This window comes from Streptomyces sp. NPDC054956, assembly GCF_053609185.1.
Genome location: NZ_JBSGXB010000069.1, coordinates 1 through 21,579, shown reverse-complemented (window position 1 = coordinate 21,579; position 21,579 = coordinate 1). Strand labels below are relative to the sequence as shown.

The 21,579-nt window shown below is 72.8% G+C and carries 11 protein-coding genes; 6 read left to right on the top strand and 5 right to left on the bottom strand.

From position 1 onward, the window contains the following. Window positions 1–5: 5 nt before the first annotated feature. The 5 genes from ACWGDE_RS14345 to ACWGDE_RS14325 all read right to left on the bottom strand — a co-directional run bounded on the left by ACWGDE_RS14345 (window position 6) and on the right by ACWGDE_RS14325 (window position 13,753). On the bottom strand, window positions 6–3,413 hold the full coding sequence (locus tag ACWGDE_RS14345; RefSeq protein ID WP_453389287.1) for an amino acid adenylation domain-containing protein: 3,408 nt from the start codon (window positions 3,411–3,413) through the stop codon (window positions 6–8). Continuing rightward, a complete protein-coding gene (locus ACWGDE_RS14340; protein WP_453389286.1) occupies window positions 3,410–9,058 on the bottom strand; it encodes an amino acid adenylation domain-containing protein in 5,649 nt (1,882 codons plus the stop codon). Before ACWGDE_RS14340 ends, ACWGDE_RS14345 begins: the two co-directional genes overlap by 4 nt. Window positions 9,059–9,160: 102 nt before the next feature. Further along, complete coding sequence (locus ACWGDE_RS14335; protein ID WP_453389285.1) at window positions 9,161–12,328, bottom strand: non-ribosomal peptide synthetase; 3,168 nt, start codon at window positions 12,326–12,328, stop codon at window positions 9,161–9,163. Between the two features lie 478 nt (window positions 12,329–12,806). After that, window positions 12,807–13,244, bottom strand: a complete 438-nt coding sequence (locus ACWGDE_RS14330) for a hypothetical protein (protein ID WP_453389284.1) — start codon at window positions 13,242–13,244, stop codon at window positions 12,807–12,809. After that, complete coding sequence (locus tag ACWGDE_RS14325; protein WP_453389289.1) at window positions 13,241–13,753, bottom strand: serine hydrolase domain-containing protein; 513 nt, start codon at window positions 13,751–13,753, stop codon at window positions 13,241–13,243. Before ACWGDE_RS14325 ends, ACWGDE_RS14330 begins: the two co-directional genes overlap by 4 nt. Before the next feature lie 190 nt (window positions 13,754–13,943). Here ACWGDE_RS14325 and ACWGDE_RS14320 point away from each other — a divergent pair, with 190 nt between their 5' ends. The 6 genes from ACWGDE_RS14320 to ACWGDE_RS14295 all read left to right on the top strand — a co-directional run bounded on the left by ACWGDE_RS14320 (window position 13,944) and on the right by ACWGDE_RS14295 (window position 21,485). Further along, window positions 13,944–15,494 (top strand): alpha/beta fold hydrolase, encoded by a 1,551-nt coding sequence (locus ACWGDE_RS14320; RefSeq protein ID WP_453389283.1) that lies wholly within the window; start codon window positions 13,944–13,946, stop codon window positions 15,492–15,494. Between the two features lie 11 nt (window positions 15,495–15,505). Then, a complete protein-coding gene (locus ACWGDE_RS14315) occupies window positions 15,506–17,101 on the top strand; it encodes an alpha/beta fold hydrolase (RefSeq protein ID WP_453389282.1) in 1,596 nt (531 codons plus the stop codon). Window positions 17,102–17,134: 33 nt separating this feature from the next. Next, entirely contained in the window at window positions 17,135–18,025 is an 891-nt protein-coding gene (locus tag ACWGDE_RS14310; RefSeq protein ID WP_453389281.1) for a DUF4436 family protein, read from the top strand. A gap of 154 nt (window positions 18,026–18,179) precedes the next feature. After that, entirely contained in the window at window positions 18,180–19,340 is a 1,161-nt protein-coding gene (locus tag ACWGDE_RS14305) for an agmatine deiminase family protein (RefSeq protein ID WP_453389280.1), read from the top strand. 10 nt (window positions 19,341–19,350) lie between these two features. Next, a complete protein-coding gene (locus tag ACWGDE_RS14300) occupies window positions 19,351–20,829 on the top strand; it encodes a sensor histidine kinase (RefSeq protein WP_453389279.1) in 1,479 nt (492 codons plus the stop codon). Next, the gene (locus ACWGDE_RS14295; RefSeq protein ID WP_453389278.1) at window positions 20,826–21,485 is read left to right on the top strand and encodes a response regulator; all 660 of its coding nucleotides are present in this window, start codon (window positions 20,826–20,828) and stop codon (window positions 21,483–21,485) included. The genes ACWGDE_RS14300 and ACWGDE_RS14295 overlap by 4 nt, the downstream gene beginning before the upstream one ends. The last annotated feature ends 94 nt before the right edge of the window (window positions 21,486–21,579 follow it).

The window sequence follows — 21,579 nt, the reverse complement described above, 5'->3', positions numbered from 1 at the left end:
TGGGGTCACTCCAGGCGTTCGGCGGCCTCCTCCTCGCTGAGGGCGTCGATCTCCGCGACCAGCAGTGCCTCGATCCGGGCCGCCAGCGCCGCCGGGGTGGGGCTCTCGAAGACGTCGCGGATCGACACGTCGAGGCCGACGCCGGCCCGGATGCGGGCGGCGACCCGGGTGACCAGGAGCGAATCCCCGCCGAGGGCGAGGAAGTCGTCCAGTACGCCGACCTTCGCCACGCCGAGCACCTCCTGCCAGAGGTCGACCACCAGCGCCTCGGCATCGGTACGGGGCGCCAGGTACCCGGCGGCCGCGCCCGCCGGCTCCGGGTCGGGCAGAGCGGTGGTATCGAGCTTGCCGTTGACGGTGAGCGGGAGGGTGTCGAGCAGCACCACGGCGTCCGGGACCATGTAGGCCGGCAGCCGGAGCGCCAGGTGCTCGCGCAGTTCGCCCGCCTCCGGCGCGGCCGCGGACTGCTGCCCCGGGGGCGGTTGCGGGATGGAGGCCGACTGCGGGACCGCGGCCGGTCGCAGGACGGCGTAGGCGATCAGCCGGCGCCCGTCGCGGACCAGTACGGCGGCCCGGCCGACGGCCGGGTGGGCGGTGAGGGCGGCCTCGATCTCGGCGGGCTCGATCCGGTAGCCGCGGATCTTCACCTGGTCGTCGGCGCGGCCGAGGAACTCCAACTGCCCGTCGGTGCGCCACCGGGCGCGGTCGCCGGTGCGGTACATCCGGCCGTCCGGGGCGTCGGTGAACGGATCCGGGAGGAAGGACTCCGCGGTCAGGGCGGGCCGCGTCAGGTAGCCGCGCGCGAGGCCGGTGCCGCCGATGTACAGCGCGCCCTCGGATCCGGCGGGCAGCAGGCCGCCGCGCTCGTCCAGGACGTAGAGCCGCACCCCGGGCAGCGGGCGGCCGAGCGGCGGGCGCTCTCCGGCGGCGGGCCCGCTGCCGAGGCGGTCGCCGGGACCGCCACCGAGACCGTCATTGTCACCGAGACCGCCGGCGAGGCCGCCCGCGAGCTCGCCCGCGGTGACGATCACGGTGGCCTCGGTGGGGCCGTAGGTGTTGACCACCCGGACGGTGTCGCCGTGCCGCTCCCGCCACCGGGCGAGGGTGTCGGCGCGCGCCTCGGAACCGCCGAGGATCACCAGGCGCAGCGCCGGCGGCCACGGCGCCCGGTCTCCGAGGGACACCAGCTCCTGCCAGTACGCGGTGGGCAGGTCGAGCACGGTGACGGACCGCCCGGCCTCGCCGCGCAGCAGATCGGGCAGCATCCGGCCGCCGCCGGGCAGCAGGACGACACAGGCGCCCGCGGTGAGGGCGGGCCAGATCTCCTCGGCGTGGGTGTCGAAGCCGAGGGAGGCGAACTGGACGATCCGGTCGCCCGGCCGGAGCCGGTAGCCCTCCGGGCCGGCCATCCAGCGGACGCGCTCGGCCAGAGCGGCGTGCTCGACGGCGACGCCCTTGGGGGTGCCGGTGGAGCCCGAGGTGTAGAGGACGTACGCGAGACCGCCCGGGTCGGTCCCGGGCAGCACGGCCTCCACGGGCCCCGCGCTCCCGGACTCGACGCGCGCGGCGATGGCCTGCCCGGTCACGGTCCGGCCGGTCCCGGTCTGCCCGGCCCCGGTCTGCTCGGCCCCGGTCCGGCCGCCCCCGGCGTCCGGATCGCCCACGGACAGCACCGGGACACCGAGGTCCAGCTGCTCGCCTCCGGTGAGCACCAGCGCGGCGTCCGCCTCGCCGAGCATCAGCCGTTGGCGCTCCGCCGGGTGCGCGGGATCGAGCGGCAGGTAGCCGGCGCCGGCCTTCCAGATCGCCAGCAGGGCGGTGACCAGCGTGAAGGACGGATCGATCCGTACGCCCACCGCACGGCCGGCCACCGGGCCCAGCCGGCCGGCCAACTCATCCGATGCCCGGTCCAGTTCGGCGTACGTGAGGACGCGGCCCGCGCATTCGAGAGCGGGTGCGTCGGGGCGGACAGCGACCTGGCCGGCGAAGCCGTGCAGGATCGACCGGGCGTCCTCGGGGGCGGCGAGTCCGGCGCCGAGGGCGAGCAGCGCGGCGCGCTCCTCGGAGGTCAGCAGCCAGTCACCGTGCAGCGGGATCTCCACGTCCACGACGGCACGGGCCAGCAGATCGCGGATCCGGCGCGCCAGGGCCTCGACCGTGGCGCGCTCGAAGAGCTCCCGGTCGAAGCAGAACGAGAGCGTCATCCCGCCGTCCGGGGTGCGCCAACTGTCCAGCAGCAGATCGGTCTTGGCCCGGTCGAAACCGGAGTCCATGCTCGCCGTCCGGACGCCCGCGGGCAGCGAGGCACGCTCGTCCGTGCCGGCAAGCTCGTACTGGCTCTGGTGGACGAACACCGCCTGGTGGAGCGGTCCTGCGCCGGGCAGCACGGGCAGCCCCAGTTCGGCGGCCACCCGCTCGACCGGGACGTCCTGATGGCTCAGCGCGGCCATCGTGGCGGAGCGCACCCGCCGCAGCACCGTACGGAAGTCGGGCTCGCCGGTGAGGTCCGCGCGGATCACCCCGGTGCGGGAGAAGTAGCCGAGCAGGGCCTCGTGCGCGGTCTCGTTGCGGCCGGCCAGCGGGGTGCCCACGGCGAAGTCGTAGGTACCGCTCCACCGGGCCAGCACGCACTGGTAGGCGGCGAGCAGCACCATGAACGGGGTGCAGCGCTGCTCGCGGGCCAGGGCGTCGAGTCCGGCGACGAGATCGGGGTCGAGGGCGAGGTCGGCGAAGCCGGCCCGGTGGGTGGGCTCGGCGGGCCTGGGGCGGTCCAGCGGCATCCGCAGGGCGCCCACGCCGGCCAGGCGTCCGCTCCAGTGCCGGACCGCCTCCTCGGCCGCGCCGCCGTCCAGCCTGGTCCGCTCGGCACGCGCGAAGTCCCCGTACTGGAGCTTGAGTTCGGGCAGATCGGCCGGTCCCTCGCCGATCTCCTCGCGGTACAGCGCGAGCAGTTCGCGCCAGAGCACGGTGAACGACCAGCCGTCGGAGACGATGTGGTGGACCACCACGCTCAGGGCGTGCTCGTGCTCGCCGGCGCTGACCAGGACGGCCCGCAGCGGCGGGCGTTCGGCCAGGTCGAAGGGGGCGTTGGCGAAGGGCGCGCAGGCCGCGGTGAAAGCCTCCTCCGCGGCGTCCGGTATCGGGACCAGGGTGAGCTCGATATCCCGGACGGGCTCCACGAGTTGGACGGGCTGCTCGCCGTCCAGGGCGAACCGGGTGCGCAGGACCTCGTGCCGCGCGGTGAGCCGGGTGAGCGCCGCGCTCAGCGCCCGCGGGTCGATCGGACCGCTCCAGCGCCGGTTCAGGTACATGTTGAACCCGGAGTCCTGAGGGTTCAGTTGCTGGAGGAACCAGAGGCGGCGCTGCTCGTCGGTCAGCGGATGGCGGGCGATCGGGGCGGGGGAGGTGGTCATGTGTTCGTCTCGCTCTTCGCGCGGGCCCGCAGGGTCTCCAGGCCGATCAGGTCGTCGGACTCGGCGTCCGGGACTTCCCGGTCGAACCGGGCCAGGACGGGAATGCAGAGGCTGATGAGGACCAGTGCGGCCATGGCGAGGCCGAACACCAGGTAGAGCAGGCCGATGCCGCGTCCGTCGCCGGTGCCGATCAGCGCGCCGACGCTGGAGGCCAGCGCGCCGCCCTCGTCCATCAGGGGCTGGAGCAGTTCGGGGCCGGCCGGGGCGACCAGGGCGAAGCCGATCGGCAGGGTGGACCAGGCGACCATGGTGTTCACCGCGATCACCCGGCCGTGGAAGCGCATCGGCACCTTGGTCTGGATGACCGTGGCGTAGATGCCGTTGAGCAGCGCCAGCCCGTAGGTCATGCCGAACGCGCCGGCGGCGACCACGGTCACCGAGGGCCGCAGGCCGGTGACGACGCAGGCGGCGGCGAGACCGAGGGTGGCGAACAGGACGCCGCGCAGGCGCATCCGGCGCGGACCTCCCCAGACCAGCAGGGTCAGACCGCCGAGGACGGCGCCCAGGCCGGCCGCGGTGGAGACCCAGCCGGCCGCGGCGGTCGAGGAGAAGGAGAGCACCAGCGGGGTCACGAGCAGGAAGAGCGGCGAGAGGAAGATGTTCAGCACCGCGAACCAGAACAGCATGGCCCTGAAGTGACGGCTGCCCAGGGCCCGTTGGAAACCGGCGCGGATCTCGGTGCCGACGCTCTCGCGGCGGGTGGCGGCCATCACGTCGGGGAAGCGCACCGCCAGGGTGACGCCGGTGGCGATCAGATAGCTGGCGACGTCGAAGGCCAGGATGCCGCCGAGGCCGATCACGTTCAGGATGCCGACCGCGATCAGCGGAACGAGGAACTGGGCGAGTCCGAGCGCCATTTGGACCACGCCGTTGGCGCGGCCGAGGAAGCGCTTGGGCACCAGCTGCGGTACCGCCGACCCCCAGGCGACGCGCTGGAAGGCGAGCGCGGCGGAGAGCAGGGAGATCATCACGTAGCAGTGCCAGATCTCCAGGGAGCCACTGAGGTGGAGGGCCAGGAGGGCCGCCTGGGTCAGGCCGGCCGCGACGTCTCCGCACAGCATCACCCGGCGGCGGTCGCCGCGGTCGACGATGGCGCCGGCCAGCGGGGCGACCACGATGCCGGGCACGAGGCCGAAGGCGGCGAGCAGGCCGAGTTGGAACAGCGATCCCGTCTGCAGGTACATCCAGATCGGCAGGGCGAACTCGGTGAGCGCCGAGCCGATCATCGAGAGCTGCTGGCCGGTGGCGATGGCCAGGAAGCGGCGCATGGTCGGGCGGACGGGGCGGCGCCCTCGGGCCTTCCGGGACTTCGGCTTGCCCGGTGTCCCGGACCGCTCCGGCGCCCCGGACCGCTCCGGCTTCCCCGGCCGGCCGGGTTCCGCCCCGGGATCGTCTCCGATGTCCAGCCCCGGTTCCGTCCCGGCGGCGTCGCGGGACAGGCCCGCCAGCCACCAGGTTGCGTCGGCGGTGCGTTCGTGGCGCGCCTCCTCGCCGGCGGCGATCGAGCGGTGCACCCCGGTCAGGATGTCGGCCAACTCCCCGGCGCGGTACTTGAGGTAGAAGTGCCCGGCCTCGTCGAGGACCACCACGGCGGCGGTCCCGGCGATCCGGTGCCACTCGCGGAACCGCTCCTCGTAGAACTCGGTCGCCGGATCCCGGTCGCCGCAGACGGCGATCACCGGCGCCGCGAGGGTGCCGCCCTCGCTCTCGTACAGCTCGCCGAAGTAGCGCTCCGCGCCCTTGGTGCCGACCCGGCGGTTGTGGACGATCAGCCGCAGCTGGTCCTCGTCGACCTCGTCCACGTCCAGGCCGGCCGCGGCCAGGGCGTTGATCATGCCCTGATCGCTGCGCAGACGGGCGGACAGCTCGGCGAAGCGCTCGGCCAGCGCGGCGCCCCGGCCCTTCGGGCGGGCGAACGGGAAGATGCCGCCGAGGTGGACGGCGTCGATCTCCCGGCCGGCCGCCTCCACCCGCCGGGCGATCTCCACGGTCAGCCGGACGCCGACCCCGCAGTGCCCGTAGAGCACCAGCGGTCCGGCGACGTTGGCGACGATCTCCTCGGCGCAGAGCCGGGCGACCTCGTCGACGTCCAGCGCCTCCTCGCCCAGCTCGTGGCCGGGGACGGCGATGGAGTGCAGGGCCCAGTCCGCCGGCATGGCGTCGGCGAGCGGCTTGTAGATCAGTGCGCTGCCGCCGCCGTAGGGGGCGCAGACCACACTGGCGGCCACCTCGCGGCGTTCGGGGGTGAGTTGGTGCAGCAGCCGGCGCGGGCCCCGGTCGGCCTCGGGGGTGGCGACCAGTCCGGCGAGCCGGCGGACCGTCGGATGCTTGAAGAGGTCCATCACGCCGACCGGCGTGGCCAGGTCGGGGAAGGCACGCCGCATCCGGGCGACCAGCTGGGTGGCGAGCAGGGAGTGGCCGCCGAGCTCGAAGAAGTCGTCCAGCGCGCCGACGCGGGGGAGGTCCAGGAGATCCGCCCACAGGGCGGCGATCACCTGCTCGGTTCCGCCCTCAGGGGCGACGTGGGACCCGGCGGCCGGGCCGTCCACGGGCTCGGGCAGCGCCTTGCGGTCGACCTTGCCGTGGGCGAGCAGCGGCAGCCGCTCCAGCACCACGTAGCGGGCCGGGACCATGTAGTCCGGCAGGACCTCGCCCAGGGCGGCGCGCAGTTCGGCGGCGGTGGGCGGTTCGCCGCCGGCGGGGCGCTCCAGGTAGGCGACGAGGTTCTGCTTGACGCCCTCGCCGCGGGCCAGGACCACCGCCTGGGTGATGCCGGGCAGGGCGGTCAGCGCCGCCTCGATCTCGCCGGGCTCGACCCGGTAGCCGCGGACCTTGATCTGGTCGTCGCCGCGGCCGAGGTACTCCAGCGCCCCGTCGGCGCGCCAGCGTGCCAGGTCGCCGGTGCGGTACATCCGCGGGCCGCCGGTCCCCGGGGCACCCCGATCGGCGTACGGGTGGGAGTGCGGGTCGGCGTACGGGTCGGGCAGGAACCGCTCGGCGGTCAGGTCCGGTCGCCCCAGGTAGCCACGGGCCAGCCGGTCCCCGCCCAGGTACAACTCCCCGGTGACGCCCGGCGGGACGGGGTTGCGGTCCTCGTCCAGTACGTAGCAGCGCGCGCCGGCCAGCGGGCCGCCGATCGGGGTGCTGCCCGGCGCGTCCAGTCCCTCGGTGGTGACCTCGTGGACGGTGATTCCGACCGTCGCCTCGGTCGGCCCGTAGTGGTTGAACACCGCGCACCGGCCCAGCGCGGCGATGCCCGCCGCCCAGGACCAGCCGCTGGCCTCGCCGCCGAGGACCAGCGCCCGGCGGGGCAGCAGCTGCTCGAGAGGTGCGTCGGCGGTCAGCGCGGACAGGTGGGAGGGCGTCATCTTCAGGTAGTCGATGCCGGCCCGCTCGATCTCGGCGGCCAGTTCCACGCCCGCGATCCGGCGCGGCAGCAGGTGTACCCGGCCACCGGTCGTGAGCGCCAGGTAGAGCATGGTGATGCTGAAGTCGAAGGAGAGCGACTGCAGCAGCCCGAAGGAGGAACCGGGCTCGATCCGCAGCCGATCGCCCGCGCCCGCGAGGTAGTTGAGGACCTGGCGGTGCTGCACCGCGACGCCCTTGGGCGTGCCGGTGGAGCCCGAGGTGTAGATCACGTACGCCAGGTGGCCGGCGCCGGAGACCTCTTCCAGCGGAGCCCCGTCCCACTCCGCCGCGTTCTCGGTACCACCCTCGCCGGTCAGCAGGTCGACCGCCGGGTGGTCGCCGAACCGGGGCCGCAGCACGGCGTCGGTGATCAGGACCCTGGCTCCCGCGTCGGCGACCAGGTGGGCGAGCCGGGCGGGGGGCTGCTCGGGGTCGAGCGGCAGGTAGCCGCCGCCGGCCTTGAGGACGGCGACCAGGGCGACCGCCAGCCCGGCGGACTGCTCCAGGCAGACGGCCACCCGGTCGTCCGCGCCCACGCCCAGCGCCCTCAGCCGCCGGGCCATGGCGTTGGCGCGGCGGTCGAGGTCGCCGTAGGTCAGCGTGCGGTCCTCGAACACCAGCGCCGGGGCCTCGGGCGTCCGGGCCGCCGTCTCGGCCAGCGCCCGGGTGAGGGTGGCGGGACCGCCGTCCGGCAGTGCGGGACCGACGGCCCAGGTCTCCAGTACGGCCGTCCGCTCGGCGGCGCCGAGCAGCGGGAGCCGGTCGACCGGCAGCGAGGGGTCGGCCACGCCGGCCGCGGTCAGCAGCTCGAACCGCTCGGCGAGGCGCTCGACGGTGCCGGCGTCGAAGAGGTCGGTGCGGTAGGTGAGCAGACCGTAGAGACCGCCGTCCGGCTCCTCGCGCATGTAGAGGGCGAGATCGGTGTGGGTGGTGGTGGCTTCGTAGCCGAAGCCCTCGAAGTCCAGGCCCGCGGTGGGGGTGGCGGCACGGTCGCCGTAGTTCTGGAAGGCGAAGGTGGTCTGGAAGACGGCGGCGCGGCTGACGTCGCGGTCCACCGCGAGATCGTTGACGATCTGCTCGAACGGCACCTCCTGGTGCGCGTACGCGTCGAGCGTGGTCTCGCGGACCCGGCTGATCAGCCGGCCGAAGTCGAGGTCGGGGCAGAGCCGGGCGCGGATCGGCAGCATGTTGACGAACGCACCCACCACGCCTTCGAGTTCACGATGGAGACGGCCGGCGACGGCGGAACCGACGGCGAAGTCGCGCTGGCCGGCGTGCCGGCCCAGCAGTGCCTGGAACGAGGCCATCAGCACCATGTACGTGGAGGCACCGTGGGCCTGCGCCACCTCGCCGATCCGGCGGGACAGTTCGGCGCTCCAGCGGAACTCGGTCGCGGCCCCGTCGAAGGTGAACAGCGGTGGGCGGGGCCGGTCGGAGGGCAGTTCCAGGGCCGGTACGCCCTCGAGCGCGACGCGCCAGTGCTCGCGCGAGGTGGCGAGCTGCCCGTTCGCCAGCCGGTCCCGCTGCCAGGCCGCGTAGTCACCGAACTGGACGGGGAGGGAGGGGAGTTCCCCCGATGCTCCGTGGGCGTGGTGGGCGTAGCGGAGGTCGAGCTCACGGTTGAGCAGGTCGATCGACCAGCCGTCGCAGATGATGTGGTGCATCACCAGGGCGAGCACGTGGTCGTCCTCGGCGATCCGGACCACCAGGGCGCGCAGCAGCGGGCCGGTCTGGAGGTCGAAGGGTTCGGCGATCAGCGCGCCGAGTTCGGCGGCGGCGCGCGCCTCCGGGTCCGCGTCCGCACTGGCGTCCAGATGCCGGGCGGCGAAGAGCGAGGGCTCGGCGACCCGGACCTCGGCGGTACCGGCCTCGGTGGTGCGGAAGGTCATCCGCAGGCTCTCGTGCCGGGCCACCAGATCGGTCAGCGCGGCGTCCAGCGCGGCGCGGTCGAAGGGGCCGCGGAGCCGGCGGGCCGGCGCCAGCGTGTAGGCGGTGGATCCGGGCGCGAACTGGTCCATGAACCAGAGCCGCTCCTGACCGCTGGAGAGCGGCGGTGCGGTGTCCGCCGGGCGGGGGTCCACCACCCGGGCGGGGGCCGCGGCCCCGCGCAGCCGCTGGCTGAGCAGGGCACGTTTGGCTGCGGACCAGTCGGTGGGCAGGTCCTGGGTATCCGTCATCGGGTTCCTGTTCGGGCGTGCGGCAGGGGAGTCGGAGGGTGCGGACGCGGCGGGGCCGGGCACGGGCGAGCGGCCCGCGCCCGGGGGTACCGGGTGCAGGGCCTACTGGCGTGCGCGGACCGCGGCGGCGATGCCGGCCGGGGTCGGGACGTCGAAGAAGACGTCGAAGTCCAGTTCCACGCCGAGCGCGTCGCGGATCCGGGCGGCGATCTGGATCACCGTCAGCGAATGCCCGCCGAGGTCGAACAAGTCGTCCTCGGGGCCGACATCGGGCAGGTTCAGCACCTCGGCCCAGATCCGGCGGACCGTCCGGATCGTCGAGTCGGCGGAGTCGGCGGAGTCACCGGACTCGACGGACCGACCGGAATCGGTGGCATCGCCGGCCCGCTGCGCAGGAGCCTCGCGCGGCGGTACCGGCAGGGCCCGCCGGTCCAGCTTGCCGTTCGGGGTGAGCGGCAGCCGCTCCACGGTGAGCCAGCGCTGCGGCACCATCGCGGCCGGCAGCGTGCGCATCAGGTGGTCGCGCAGGTCTGCGGGGGAGGGGGAGCGGGTGCCGGCGGCCGGTACCAGGTAGCCGGCCAGGAAGGGCTCGCCGTCCTCCTCGGTGCGGACGGCGACGGCGGCCTGGGCGAGGGCAGGGTGCTCCAGCAGGGCGGACTCGATCTCGCCGAGTTCGATCCGGTGGCCGCGGATCTTGACCTGGTCGTCGATCCGGCCGAGGAACTCGAGTTCCCCGTCGGGTGTCCAGGCGGCACGGTCCCCGGTGCGGTAGAGCCGGGTGCCGGGCGGGCCGAAGGGGTTCGGCACGAAGCGGTCGGCAGTGAGTTCGGGCCGGCCGAGGTAGCCGTGGGCGACGCCGTCCCCGCCGATCAGCAGCTCCCCGGGGATGCCGAGCGGGGTGGGGTTCAGCTGCTCGTCGACGATGTAGGCCTGGGTGTTGGCGATCGGACGGCCGATCCCGACCTGCTGGGGCTCGGCGGGGAGTTCGGCGCAGGTGGACCAGATCGTGGTTTCGGTGGGCCCGTACACATTGAACAACCGGGCGGTACGCGCCCGCAGTTCACGGGCGAGCGGCAGCGGCAACGCCTCGCCGCCGGCCAGACCGGTGACGGCGCCGAGCGCGCCGGCATCATCACCGGTCCCCGCCGTGAGCATCACCCGCCATCCGGACGGGGTGGCCTGGACGTGGGTGACGCCCTCGCCGCCGATCAGCGCGAGCAGGCCGGGGCCGTCGACGGCGAGTCCGTCCGGGGCCAGGACCAGGCGGCCGCCGGTGATCAGCGGCAGGTAGAGCTCCAGCGCGGAGATGTCGAACGAGAGCGAGGTCAAGCCGAGCCAGACGTGCCCGGGGCCGGAGTCGAGCCGGTCGGCGAAGGAGGTGAGCAGGTTGACCAGCGCCCGGTGGCCGACCGCGACGCCCTTGGGGCGGCCCGTGGAGCCGGAGGTGTAGAGGACGTACGCCACTTCGTCGGGCCCCGGGGCGTCGTCGGGGCCGGCCACGGGGGCAGCCTCGGCCGGGCCCAGCTCCGACGCCGCCGGGAGCCGCAGGACCGCGGGGGCGGCAGCGGCGACAGCGGGCGCGGGGTCGCGGTCGGCGAGCACCAGAACGGCTCCGGAGTCGCGCAGCACGAGGGCGAGTCGCTCGGCCGGATAGCCCGGGTCCAGCGGCAGGTACGCCGCGCCGGTGGCGAGTACGGCGAGCAGCGCGGCGGGCAGGTCGGCGGTGCGGTCGAGGTGGAGGGCGACCAGGTCACCGGGCCGGACGCCGCCGGCGCGCAGTGCCGAGGCCAACTCGTCGGTACGGGTGATCAGTTCGCGGTAGGTGAGGTGGCGGCCGGAAGCGCTGACCGCGATCGCCCCGGGGGTGGCGGCGGCCCGGGCGCGGACCAGGTCGAGCACGGTCCGGTCGGCCGGATAGGGCCGGTCGGTGCCGTTCGGTGCGATGGTGACGGCCCGCAGTTCGGCGGCGTCCAGCAGCGGCAGGTCCGAGAGCGGTGTGCCGGGCGCGGCGACGGCGCCGGCGAGCAGGGTGCCGTAGTGCCCGGCGATCCGGCGGGCGGCGTCCGGGGCGAGCGCGGCCGGGTCGTACTGGAGGCTGAAGTCGATGACTCCGCCCGGGGTGCCGGGGCCGTCGGGGGCCTCGACGGCCTGGAGGTGGAGGGTGTTGCGGGCGGTGCGGTTGTGCACGGCCCAGGCGATCCGGGCGCCGGTGCCGGCGAACTCCGGGTCCGGGCCGCGCCGGCGGTAGCCGAGCGAGACCGCGGTCAGGCCGACGCGGGGGCCCAGTCCGGTGACGGCGGTGCCGAAGGGCACGCTGCGGTACGGGTAGCCGGCCCGCAGCTCGGCCCGGACCGCGGCGGCGAAGGCGGTGAAGGTCTGCGAGGCCTCGGCCGCGGGCGCGTGGACCGGCAGCTCGTTGACGAACAGCCCTATTTCCCCGGCCAGTTCGGGTGTCCGGGTGGAGAGCGGGACGGACACCGGTACGGCTTCGCCGCCGTAGCGGCGCAGCAGCCCGTGCAGGGCCGCGAGCAGGAACTCGAAGACCGTGGTACCGGAGCGGGCGGCAGCGGCGGCCAACTCGCCAGCCGCGGCGCCGTCGAGGCGCCACTCGACCGCCTCGCCGGCCCCGGTGGTGGTCGGGGTGCGCGGCCCGCCCGGGAGTACCGGTTCGGTGGCGGCGGCCCAACGCGGCCCGTACCACTCGGCGGCCCTCCGTACCAGGCCCGGTGCCGCCGCCGGTGCGGCCTGTGCGGCGGGTGCAGCCGAATCAGTGGCCACGGGCGCCGGCAGGGACGCCGAGCCGTAGGCGGCTGCCAGGTCCCGGGTCAGGACGTCCTTGGAATTGCCGTCGAAGACCGAGTGGTGTGCCGTGACCAGGAGTTCGGCGCTCCCGTCGGCGCGGCTGTGCAGGGTGAAGCGGCTGAGCGGGCCGGTCTCCAGGACGAAGGGACGCGCCGCTTCCTCCTCCAGCAGCTTCTCCAACTCGGCTTCGTCCGCAGGTGCTTCGCGTCGCACCAGTTCGGGCCGCCGCACTGCGGGTTCCTGCCAGACCTGCCCGTCACGCTCCACCAGCCGCGCGGCGAGGGCGGGATGACGCCTGGTCACGGCGTCCACCGCGCGGACCAGCGCCGGCGTGTCGATCCGGTCGAAGGAGATGCGTACCGGCATGTGGAACGCCTCGCGGGCCACGCCCAGCCGATCGGTCAGCCAGACGCCCTGCTGGGACGGTGAGGCGGGGGTGCGCTCGGGCATGGTGAGGACTTCGGACATGGGCGGCTCACTTAGGACGTCGGAGCGGAGTGGAAGAACGGCACGGGGTGAGCGTGCGGGCGCGGCAGTGGGCGCGGGCTGCCGCGCGTCCGGGCTGCGGACGTCAACGGCAGGCTGCGGCAGGCTGGTCAGGCGACGGATCCGGCCATCGTGTGGGGTCCGGCCCACCCCCGAGGACCGGCCGACGGCCGTGAGCGGTCAGGACCGCCGGACGCCGCAGTACCCCCCGAGGCGTCCGGAAACTCGGGCCCCCGCCCGAAGAAGAACAATTGGTCCAGACCTGTCGAGAGATTCGCACAACACCCACACACCGTCAAGGGCCGTCCATGCCCCGGAATCGACCGTCATGTACACGTCGAGTCGCGCGGTCGCCTCTCGGACGCCCACAAGCGTGCTCCATGCTGACTGTTCGTCAACTCCCCTACATGCGCGGCGCATCAACCACAGGATCAAGCCAACGAGGTCATCGGGGCGGGTGTTACTTCGTCCAGATGTCCAGCAACTGGTTTGCCGCGCGGAAATGATCGGGTGAATCCACATTGCAGACGACGGTGACCGCGGTGTTGCGGTCCGGGCTCACCTCGAAGGTGCTGTGGAACCCTTCCCGGTCGCCGCGGTGAACCAGGCTCTTGTCGGGGAGGAGGATTCCGGCCCCGTACCGCCCTTCTTCGATTCCACGCGCGCGCAGGACGTCACCCACACTCACGGCTCCCGCCGTGACCCCGGTGAGCAGTTCCGGTCCACCGATGCGGCCGGTGCGGTAATGGTCGGCCCAGCGGACGAATTCCCCGGGGGCACTCTGGACGGACCCGTCTCCGTACTGTTTCCAGGGGGAGGAACGGGGAGTGAAGGAGCCGTCCTTGGCGTCGTACGACTTGTCCTTCCCGGGCACGTCAACCGCCGGGGAAAGGGTCATGCGCAGGCGAGGACGGCCGCGATCGCTTCCTGCCGGCCGGCCGGATCCGTCACCTTGATGCCCTTGGCCTCCAGTAGATCCTGATAGTCGAGAATGCCGCTGGTATGACGCATCAGGTCGCCCAGGGTGACCTCCCGCGTCCAGGCGGGCGGGTCGTCCAGGAATTTCGACAGGGGGTCGTCCAGCGCGAGTTGGTGACGACCGGCCAGCAAAAGGACGGCGTCCGCGGTGAATTGCTTGGAGCTGGACGCCATGTCGAAGACCGTCTTCGGGGTGATGGCGCGTCCCGTCGTCAGATCGGCCTTCCCTTTCCCCGTCTCCCGGACGATGTTTCCCCGCTCGCCGACCGCCGCCGAACAGCCCGGGCCGTCGGCCGAGGGCGCCAGCTCCTCGAGGACATCCGCACTGTGCTTCTCGCGGTCGTCATCGGCCGCGTGTGCCTGCGGGATGGAGATACCGGCCAGTACGACCATGACCGCGGCCCCCCCGGTGGCGCACAACGACACCATCCGGTTCACGGACACCACCTTCTTGCTCTACCCGGCGGTTTGGGCGGAACGCACGTAATCCACGCTACTCGGCTGGGCCTGCGCGAGCGCGCGCAGGCGCAGCCGAGTAGCGTGGAACTGTGCGTTCCGCCCAAACCGCTGCGGCCTGGCCCAGCAGGGTCGCCGCCTGTGTCGGCAGAGGAACGAGAGCATGCCAAAGCACAGGATCCACGCGATGTCTGCCGCGGCCGCCCTGGTCTGCCTGGCAGTGATCGGCTCCACACCCAGCGGCGCAGCGTCCCGGCTCGCCCAGCTTGCCGGGCCGGATCCGGCAACCCCGTCGCGGTTCGTACCGGGTCCCTGTCCGAAGCCGCCCGAGCCGATCGAGGCGCTGAGCGACGCGAAGTGCGGATTCCTCGAGGTCCCCGAGAACCGCTCCCGCCCCGACGGCCGGACCATCAAGCTGGCCGTGGCGCGGATCCCGGCCGCCTCCGCCAAACCCGCTCCGGATCCCGTGGTGTTCATGGCGGGCGGCCCCGGTGCCGACACGATCGACGACATCCCGTTCCTCGTCGACTCCGGCCTGAACAAGGACCGCGAACTGATCGTCATGGCGCAGCGCGGCAATCTCTACGACCGGCCGAACCTGGCCTGTCCGGAGATCGACCGGTTCAACGCGGTGTCCGTGGGCCTGGGTTATGACTCGCAGGAGGCGGAACGGCTCATGCTCAAGGCGGTGAAGGAGTGCCGGGACCGCCTGACGGCCGACGGCGTCGACCTGAGCGCCTACAACACCACCGAGAACGCGGCCGACTTCGCCGAACTGCGTCAGGCTCTGAAGCTCCCGCAGTGGAACGTCTACGGGTACTCCTACGGCAGCAACCTGGCCCTCACGTACCTGCGCCTGCACCCCGAGGGAATCCGCGCGGTGGCGATCGACTCGATCACCCCTCCCAAGGACGTGATCCTGCCCTGGGGATGGAAGAGCGCCGCTGAGGGGATCAAGTACATCTTCGACGCGTGCGCGGCGCAGCCCGCCTGCAAGAGCCGGTACCCGGACCTCTCCCGGACGCTGACGGAGCAGGTGCGCAAGCTGGAGGCGCAGCCCCTGACCCTGAACGTCACGCTGCCGAGCGGCGGAAAGGAGGTGAAGACCGTCCTCGACGGCGGTGCGCTGCTGAACCTGATCGTGGCTTTCACCCCCAGGCCCAAGGACATGCCGGCAGCGCTCTACGAACTCGCCGACGGAAACCCGGAGCGCTTCGCCCAGGCCCGGGCGGGCGGATCGGTGCCGAAGACCGGCGAGTACGCCCACGGCCTGACGAACTCGGTCGCGTGCAGCGAGTGGGCGCCGGGGGCGTCGGAACCCGACGTGCTGAAGGCGGGCCGGAAGGCCTTCCCCGGATGGCCGGACACCGTCCTGGCCGAGGTGCCGCAACTGCCCTTCCAGTACCCGGTGTGCGGGATCTGGAACGTCCCGGACCGTGCGTCCGAACAGCGCGTGGCCACGGTCAGTTCGGTACCGGCACTCGTCGTCTCCGGCACGTTCGACGTGAAGACCGGGCTGAGTTGGGCCAAGGACGTGAGCCGCAACCTGTCCAACTCGACCTCCGTGCACATCCCCGGAATCGGCCACTGGGTGGTCCCGCAGTCGCCGTGCGCGCAGAGCGTGCTGGCCTCCTTCCTCGCTCACCCGACCGCGCCCGACACCCGTTGCGTGGACGGACTCGAGCCCGCACCGTTCACGATCACCCCGAAGTAGCGGGAGGGCAGATGACTCTCGACCGAGCGCCCCGTCGTCGGCGCACCCCACGACGACTGCTGGCCACGTCGGCCGGCATGGCCACCGGCCTCCTCGTCACCGGCCTGCTCACGGCGCCGGCCCAGGCGCGGGCCCGCGCCGACGACGGGCCGATCGGAACGGTGGCCCGGACGGTGGGCGACGCCCGCTACGAGCCGGGTGCCTGCCCCAGGACCGCGGAACCGATCGCGGAACTGAAGGACGCCCGCTGCGGAACGCTCACCGTGCCCGAGAACCGTGCCAAGTCCGGCAGCAGAACGATCGAACTCGGTGTCGCGATCGTGCCCGCCGCGGCCGCCGCACCGAAATCCGATCCCATCGTGTGGCTCGCGGGCGGACCGGGAGACGACGCGGTGGGCGAGGCGAAGATGGCGATCGACGGCGGCCTCAACCGCGATCGCGACGTGATCCTCATGTCCCAGCGCGGTACGTACTCGGCCGACCCGGCGCTCCTGTGCCCCAATGTGGACAGGTTCAACGGAGAGGTGATCGGCCTCGTCTACGACGCTCCCTCCACCGAGCGCCTGCACGTCGATGCCACGAAGGCCTGCCGCGACGAACTGGCGGGCCGCGGAGCCGACCTCAGTGCCTACAACGACACCGAGAGCGCCGCCGACTACAACGACCTGCGCACCACGCTGGGCGTCAAGGAGTGGAACCTGTACGGCATCTCCTACGGCACCCACCTGGCGCTGGTCTCCATGCGGCTGCACCCCGAGGGTCTCCGCTCGGTAGGCATCGACGGCATCCTGCCGCCGTCCGACTCCGGTTCGGCGCAGACCTGGAGCAGCTTCCGGCAGGGCGTCCAGGGCCTGTTCAAGGCCTGCGCGGACCAGCCGGCCTGCAACAAGCGTTATCCGAACCTGTCCGGCACCTTCGAGAAGCTCGTCCAGGACCTGGAGGCCAAGCCGGTCACCACGAACGTCACGCTCCCCTTCAGCAAGGAGCCGGTGAAGGTCGTGATCGACGGCGGAACCCTGGTCAACTGGCTGACCTCCGCCACCCACACGGCCGAGGCCGTACCGCTCTCCATCGACGAGCTGGCCAACGGCAACCCGCAGCGGATCGCCACGCAGTGGGCGGGATGGAGGCTCAACCCCAAGGGCATCGGCCTGACTTCGCACGGCCTCACCTACGGCATCTTCTGCAGCACGTGGACGCCGTACGAGAGCAAGGACGCGGCGCTCCAGGGTGGAAGGAAGGAGTTCCCCTCGTTCCCGAGCTCGGTCCAGGCCCAGGCTCCGCTGCTCACCTTCCTGCGCGGTGACTGCGACGTCTGGAACGTCACCCCGGCCGCGCGCTCGGTCCGGGACGTCACCACCAGCGACATCCCCACCCTCGCCCTGTCGGGTGCGTTCGACGCGCAGACCGGTGCGGACAACGGGGCGTACGTGGCCCGCACGCTGAGCAAGGCCACGGTCGTCACGATCCCCTACGAGCCGCACGTGGTGTTCGCGACGTCGAAGTGCGCCCAGGAGATCGCCGTCTCGTTCTTCGACAACCCGGACGCGGCGAAGACCGAGTGCCTGAAGAGCCTCCGGGCGCCGGAGTTCAAGACCGCGCCCTGAAGCCTCTCCCCGAAGTCGAGCGCCGGAGTCGCCATGACCCCCACCTGGGAACCCCGCAGTCCGGGCCGCCCCGTGGCCTCGCTGCTGCCGTTCCTGCTTCCCATCGCGGTCCTGATCGTGCTGGCGGTGGCGGTGGGGTCGTGGCTGCAGTTCACCGAGCGACAGGCGCTCGACCGGGTCCAGACGGTCGGCTCCGGGGCCGCCGACCGGGTGGACGTGCAGGCCGACGTCCAACAGGTCGATGCCAAGGCCAGGGAGCTGGCACTGCGGGTCCGGGTCATCCCGCGCGGGACCCTCGCCGAGGAGGGCGGGACCGCCCCGGTGGCCGGTCTCGTCCTGCGGACCTCCGCGCAGACCCTCGGCGATCTGGAGTTCAAGGCGCACGAGCGGATCGCGATCAGGGACGTGCAGGTCGCGCTCACGGACGGATCGATCAGCGACTACCCGTTCGACACCTACAAGACCGACATCGGGTTCCGGGCTCAGCTGGACGGCCAGCAGGTGCCGGTGCGCCTGCTGTTCTCCAACAACGAAACCCTCTTCTCGGTCTCCGCGACACCCGCCCCGTCCGACCAGGAGGCCGCCGGCGTGGCGCTGGGGGCGGCCCGGTCGGGCAGCCTGATCGTCTTCACGGTCTTCATGATGATCGTGATGTGGGCGCTGGCGGCATCCGTGCTCCTGGGGGCCTGGTACCTGATCACCCGCGGTGAGGGCCTGGTCTGGGCCGCCCTCGGCTGGATGGCGGCCACCCTGTTCGCCCTCTCGGCATTCCGCAACAACGCTCCCGGCACACCGCCGATCGGCTGCGTGATGGACTGGTTCGCCTTCCTGTGGGCCGAGACCGTCATCGCCCTCTGTCTGATCGCCGTGGTCATCGCCGGAGTCCGCACCGTCCTGCGGCACGACGAGGACCGTCCCGCCTGATCGCGGTCGGGCAGGGCCCGGGCGGATGATCTTCAACTCCCGGGTTCCGGTTGAGGAGACGGGGATCTTCATTGCCAAGAATATTGACTGAATTTTCAGTCCGGGCCAGTATGTGCGGAACACCCCCCTCCTGTTCCCCCGCCTAGGGAGTTCCATGGACATGCACATGACCACCCGCCGTCGGCTGCTCCAGCTCGGCGCCGCCGCTCTGCCGCTCGCGGCGCTCGGGTCGGCACTGCCCTCGGTGGCCCGCGCCGCCGCCGGGCCCTCGGGGGCCACTTTGCGGATGCCCGCGGAGACCGACCGCCACGACCGGACCTTCATGGCCTGGCCGGCGCTGTCCTCGATCTGGTCCCCCCAGCTCACGGGGGTCCGCAACGACATCGCGCGGGTGGCCGACGTGATCTCCCGCTACGAGCCGGTCGTGGTGCTGGCCCGGCCCGGGCAGGCCGAGGACGCCAGGTACGCCTGCGGAGCGGGCGCCTACCACGGCATCGAGGTCCTCGAAATACCCAACGACGACCTGTGGATCAGGGACTTCGGCCCCACCTTCGTGGTCGCTCCCGGCGCCGTCGCCGGAGTGGACACGAACTTCAACGGCTGGGGGAAGACCGGCACTTCGTACCAGCAGCCGTTCGCCAACGACGCGGCCGCGGCCGCGGCCCTCCTCACCCGGTACGGAGTCGACCGCATCCAGGCCTCGTTCGTGGGCGAGGGCGGGTCGCTGGAGACGGACGGCCAGGGAACCCTGCTCGCCACGGTCAGCTCGCTGGTCAACAGCAACCGCAACCCCGGCAAGACCCAGGACCAGGTGGAGCAGGCGCTCAAGTCGGCCCTCGGCGTGGACAAGGTCATCTGGGTCCCCGGCCTGGCCGGACAGGACATCACCGACTGCCACATCGACTGCCTGGCCAGGTTCACGGCCCCCGGGCAGGTCATCCTCGACCAGCCCGGACCCGGCACCGACAGCAAGTGGGTCGCGGTCTACAACGAGACCAAGAAGGCATTGCAGAGCGCCACCGACGCCCAGGGACGCCGGCTGACCATCACCGAACTTCCCGGACCCGACCGGCGCTACATCCGCGGGAGGGGCGCGGACTTCCTGTCCAGCTACACCAACTACTACACCGCCAACGGCGCCGTCCTCGTGCCCCAGTTCGGGGACAGCTACGCCGACGGCGTGGCCCACTCGATCCTTCAGGCCAAGTACCCCACCCGCGACGTGGTCCGGGTCAGGATCGACAACATCGCCGCCGGCGGCGGTGGCATCCACTGCGCCACCCAGTCGCAGCCGTCCGTTCCCGCGGCCGTCTGACCTCACGACAGTGACCACCTCCGCCCCGGCCCCGGCACGCGACGAGCGTGAGGAGAGCGCACGGCACCGCCTGTTCCCCTTGACCGCCGATCTCGCCCTGATCGCCGTCATCGGCCTGGCCGTACTGGCGCTCCCCGACTGGGCCGGCGGCTGGAGCACCGGCAGCGCGCCGATCGGACCGGCGGGCCACCTCGTCACGGCCGGCGGCGCGGCGGTGGCGGTGCTCGTCCGCCGCCGGCTGCCGGCGGTCGCGCTGACCGGCGCCGCCCTGCTCGTCGCGGTGGAGCCGCTGACGGGCGGGGCGCTGGCGGCGGTGGCCTGGACGGCGGGCCTGTGCTGGTCCGGCCTGCGCAGCCGCGTCCTTCTCCTGGCCGTGTGCGGATCGGCTCCCCTGGCGGTCACCGCGGCGAACGCGGCGGGGGAGCCGACGCACGTGCTCGAGTACGAGGTGATGGTCGTGCTCGTCACCGGCATCGTGTGCGGCGCCCTGCCCGGTCTGGCCGGCGCGCTGGCCGGCCAGCGCGAGCGGCTGGTCAGGGCCCTGCGGGAGCGCAACGCCTTCCTGGAGGACGCGCACCGTTCGGCGGAGGAACAGGCCAGGTCGCGCGAGCGGGCCCGGATCGCGGGAGAGATGCACGATCTGCTCGGTCACCGGCTGAGCCTCATCGCCCTGCACTCCGGCGGGCTCGCGATGGCCACCGAGCACGGCGACCCGGAGGTCCACCGCAGTGCGCGGCTCGTGCACGGTACGGGGCGGCAGGCGATGGACGAGCTGCGCGGCGTCCTGGGGGTGCTGCGCGCCGGAGAGCCGGCGAGGGAGGACACCGCGCAGTCCTTGACCCCGGACACCGGAACCCGCGGCCACGTCATCGCCCTGGTCGGGCAGTCCCGCGCGGCCGGCATCGCCGTGGACCTGGACTGGAGCGCGCAGGACCTGACCGCTGCGAGCCCCGCCGCCCGGCGCGCGGTGGACAGGGTGATCCGCGAGGCACTGACCAATGTGCACAAGCACGCGGCCGGGGCGCCCGTGACGGTGTCCGTACGGGGGGACGCCGGGCACGTACGCGTAGAGGTCCGCAACGGGCCGGAGACGGGGGGCCGCGCGCCACGGCTGCCGGGCACCGACCTCGGACTGGTCGGCCTCCACGAACGGATCCGCCTGCTCGGCGGAACCCTGCGCGCAGAACCCACCGGCCACGGGGGATACGCCGTGCTCGCCCACATCCCCCTGGACGCGGGCCCCGTCGCGGCGAGTACGTCCACGCCCGCCGGTCACGAGGCCCTGGGGGCCGCGGGGACCCGGTGGAACCGGATGGCTACGGCGGCGGGCACGGCGGCGGCGACCGCGCTCGGCGTGCTGAGCGCCATGGCCCTGCAGTTCGTCACGCTCGCGTTCGTTCCCTACCCGGAGGAGGACGAGCCGCCGCAGACCGGGGAGTTCGTCGTCTCGGCCGGACCGACACCACACACCGTGAGGTTTCTGCCGTGATCCGCGTTCTGCTCGCCGACGACCAAGAACTCGTCCGCGCCGGCATCAGACTCGTCCTCAAGCACGCCGAGGACATCGAAGTGGTCGCCGAGGCCTCGGACGGGCACGAGGCGGCACGGCTCGCCGTCCACCACCACGTCGACGTGGCGATGCTGGACATCCAGATGCCGGGCACCGACGGACTGCGTGCGGCGGAACGGATCGCCGAGCGGGCCCCCTCGGTCCGCGTGGTCATGCTCACCACCTTCGGCGAGGACGCGTACGTGGCCCGTGCGCTGAAGGCGGGGGTGGCGGGATTCCTGCTCAAGGACAGCACCCCGCAGGAGCTCATCCGGGCCGTGCGCACGATCGCGTCCGGCTCGCCCGTGGTCTCCCCCCAGGTCACCCGGCACCTCATCGACCGCTACCTCAGCGGCGAGGAGGCGCCCGCCGACCCGCGCCTGGACCGCATCGCCGACCTCACCAGCCGCGAACGCGAGGTCCTCGCCATGGTGGGCACCGGCGCGTCCAACGCGGAGATCGGCAGGAAGCTGCACCTGGTCGAAGGGACGGTCAAGGCGTACGTGAGCCGGATGCTGACCAAACTGAGCTGCGCCAACCGGGTCCAGGCGGCCCTCCTGGCCCGCGACGCCCGCCTCCGCCCGGACAACCGCTGATCCCCGCCGCGGGGACGGCCGGCCCCGCGGCGAGTACGGTCCCCCCGCCCTGAGTACGGCTGTCTCTTAAAAACAAAAACCAGCCCACCAAAAA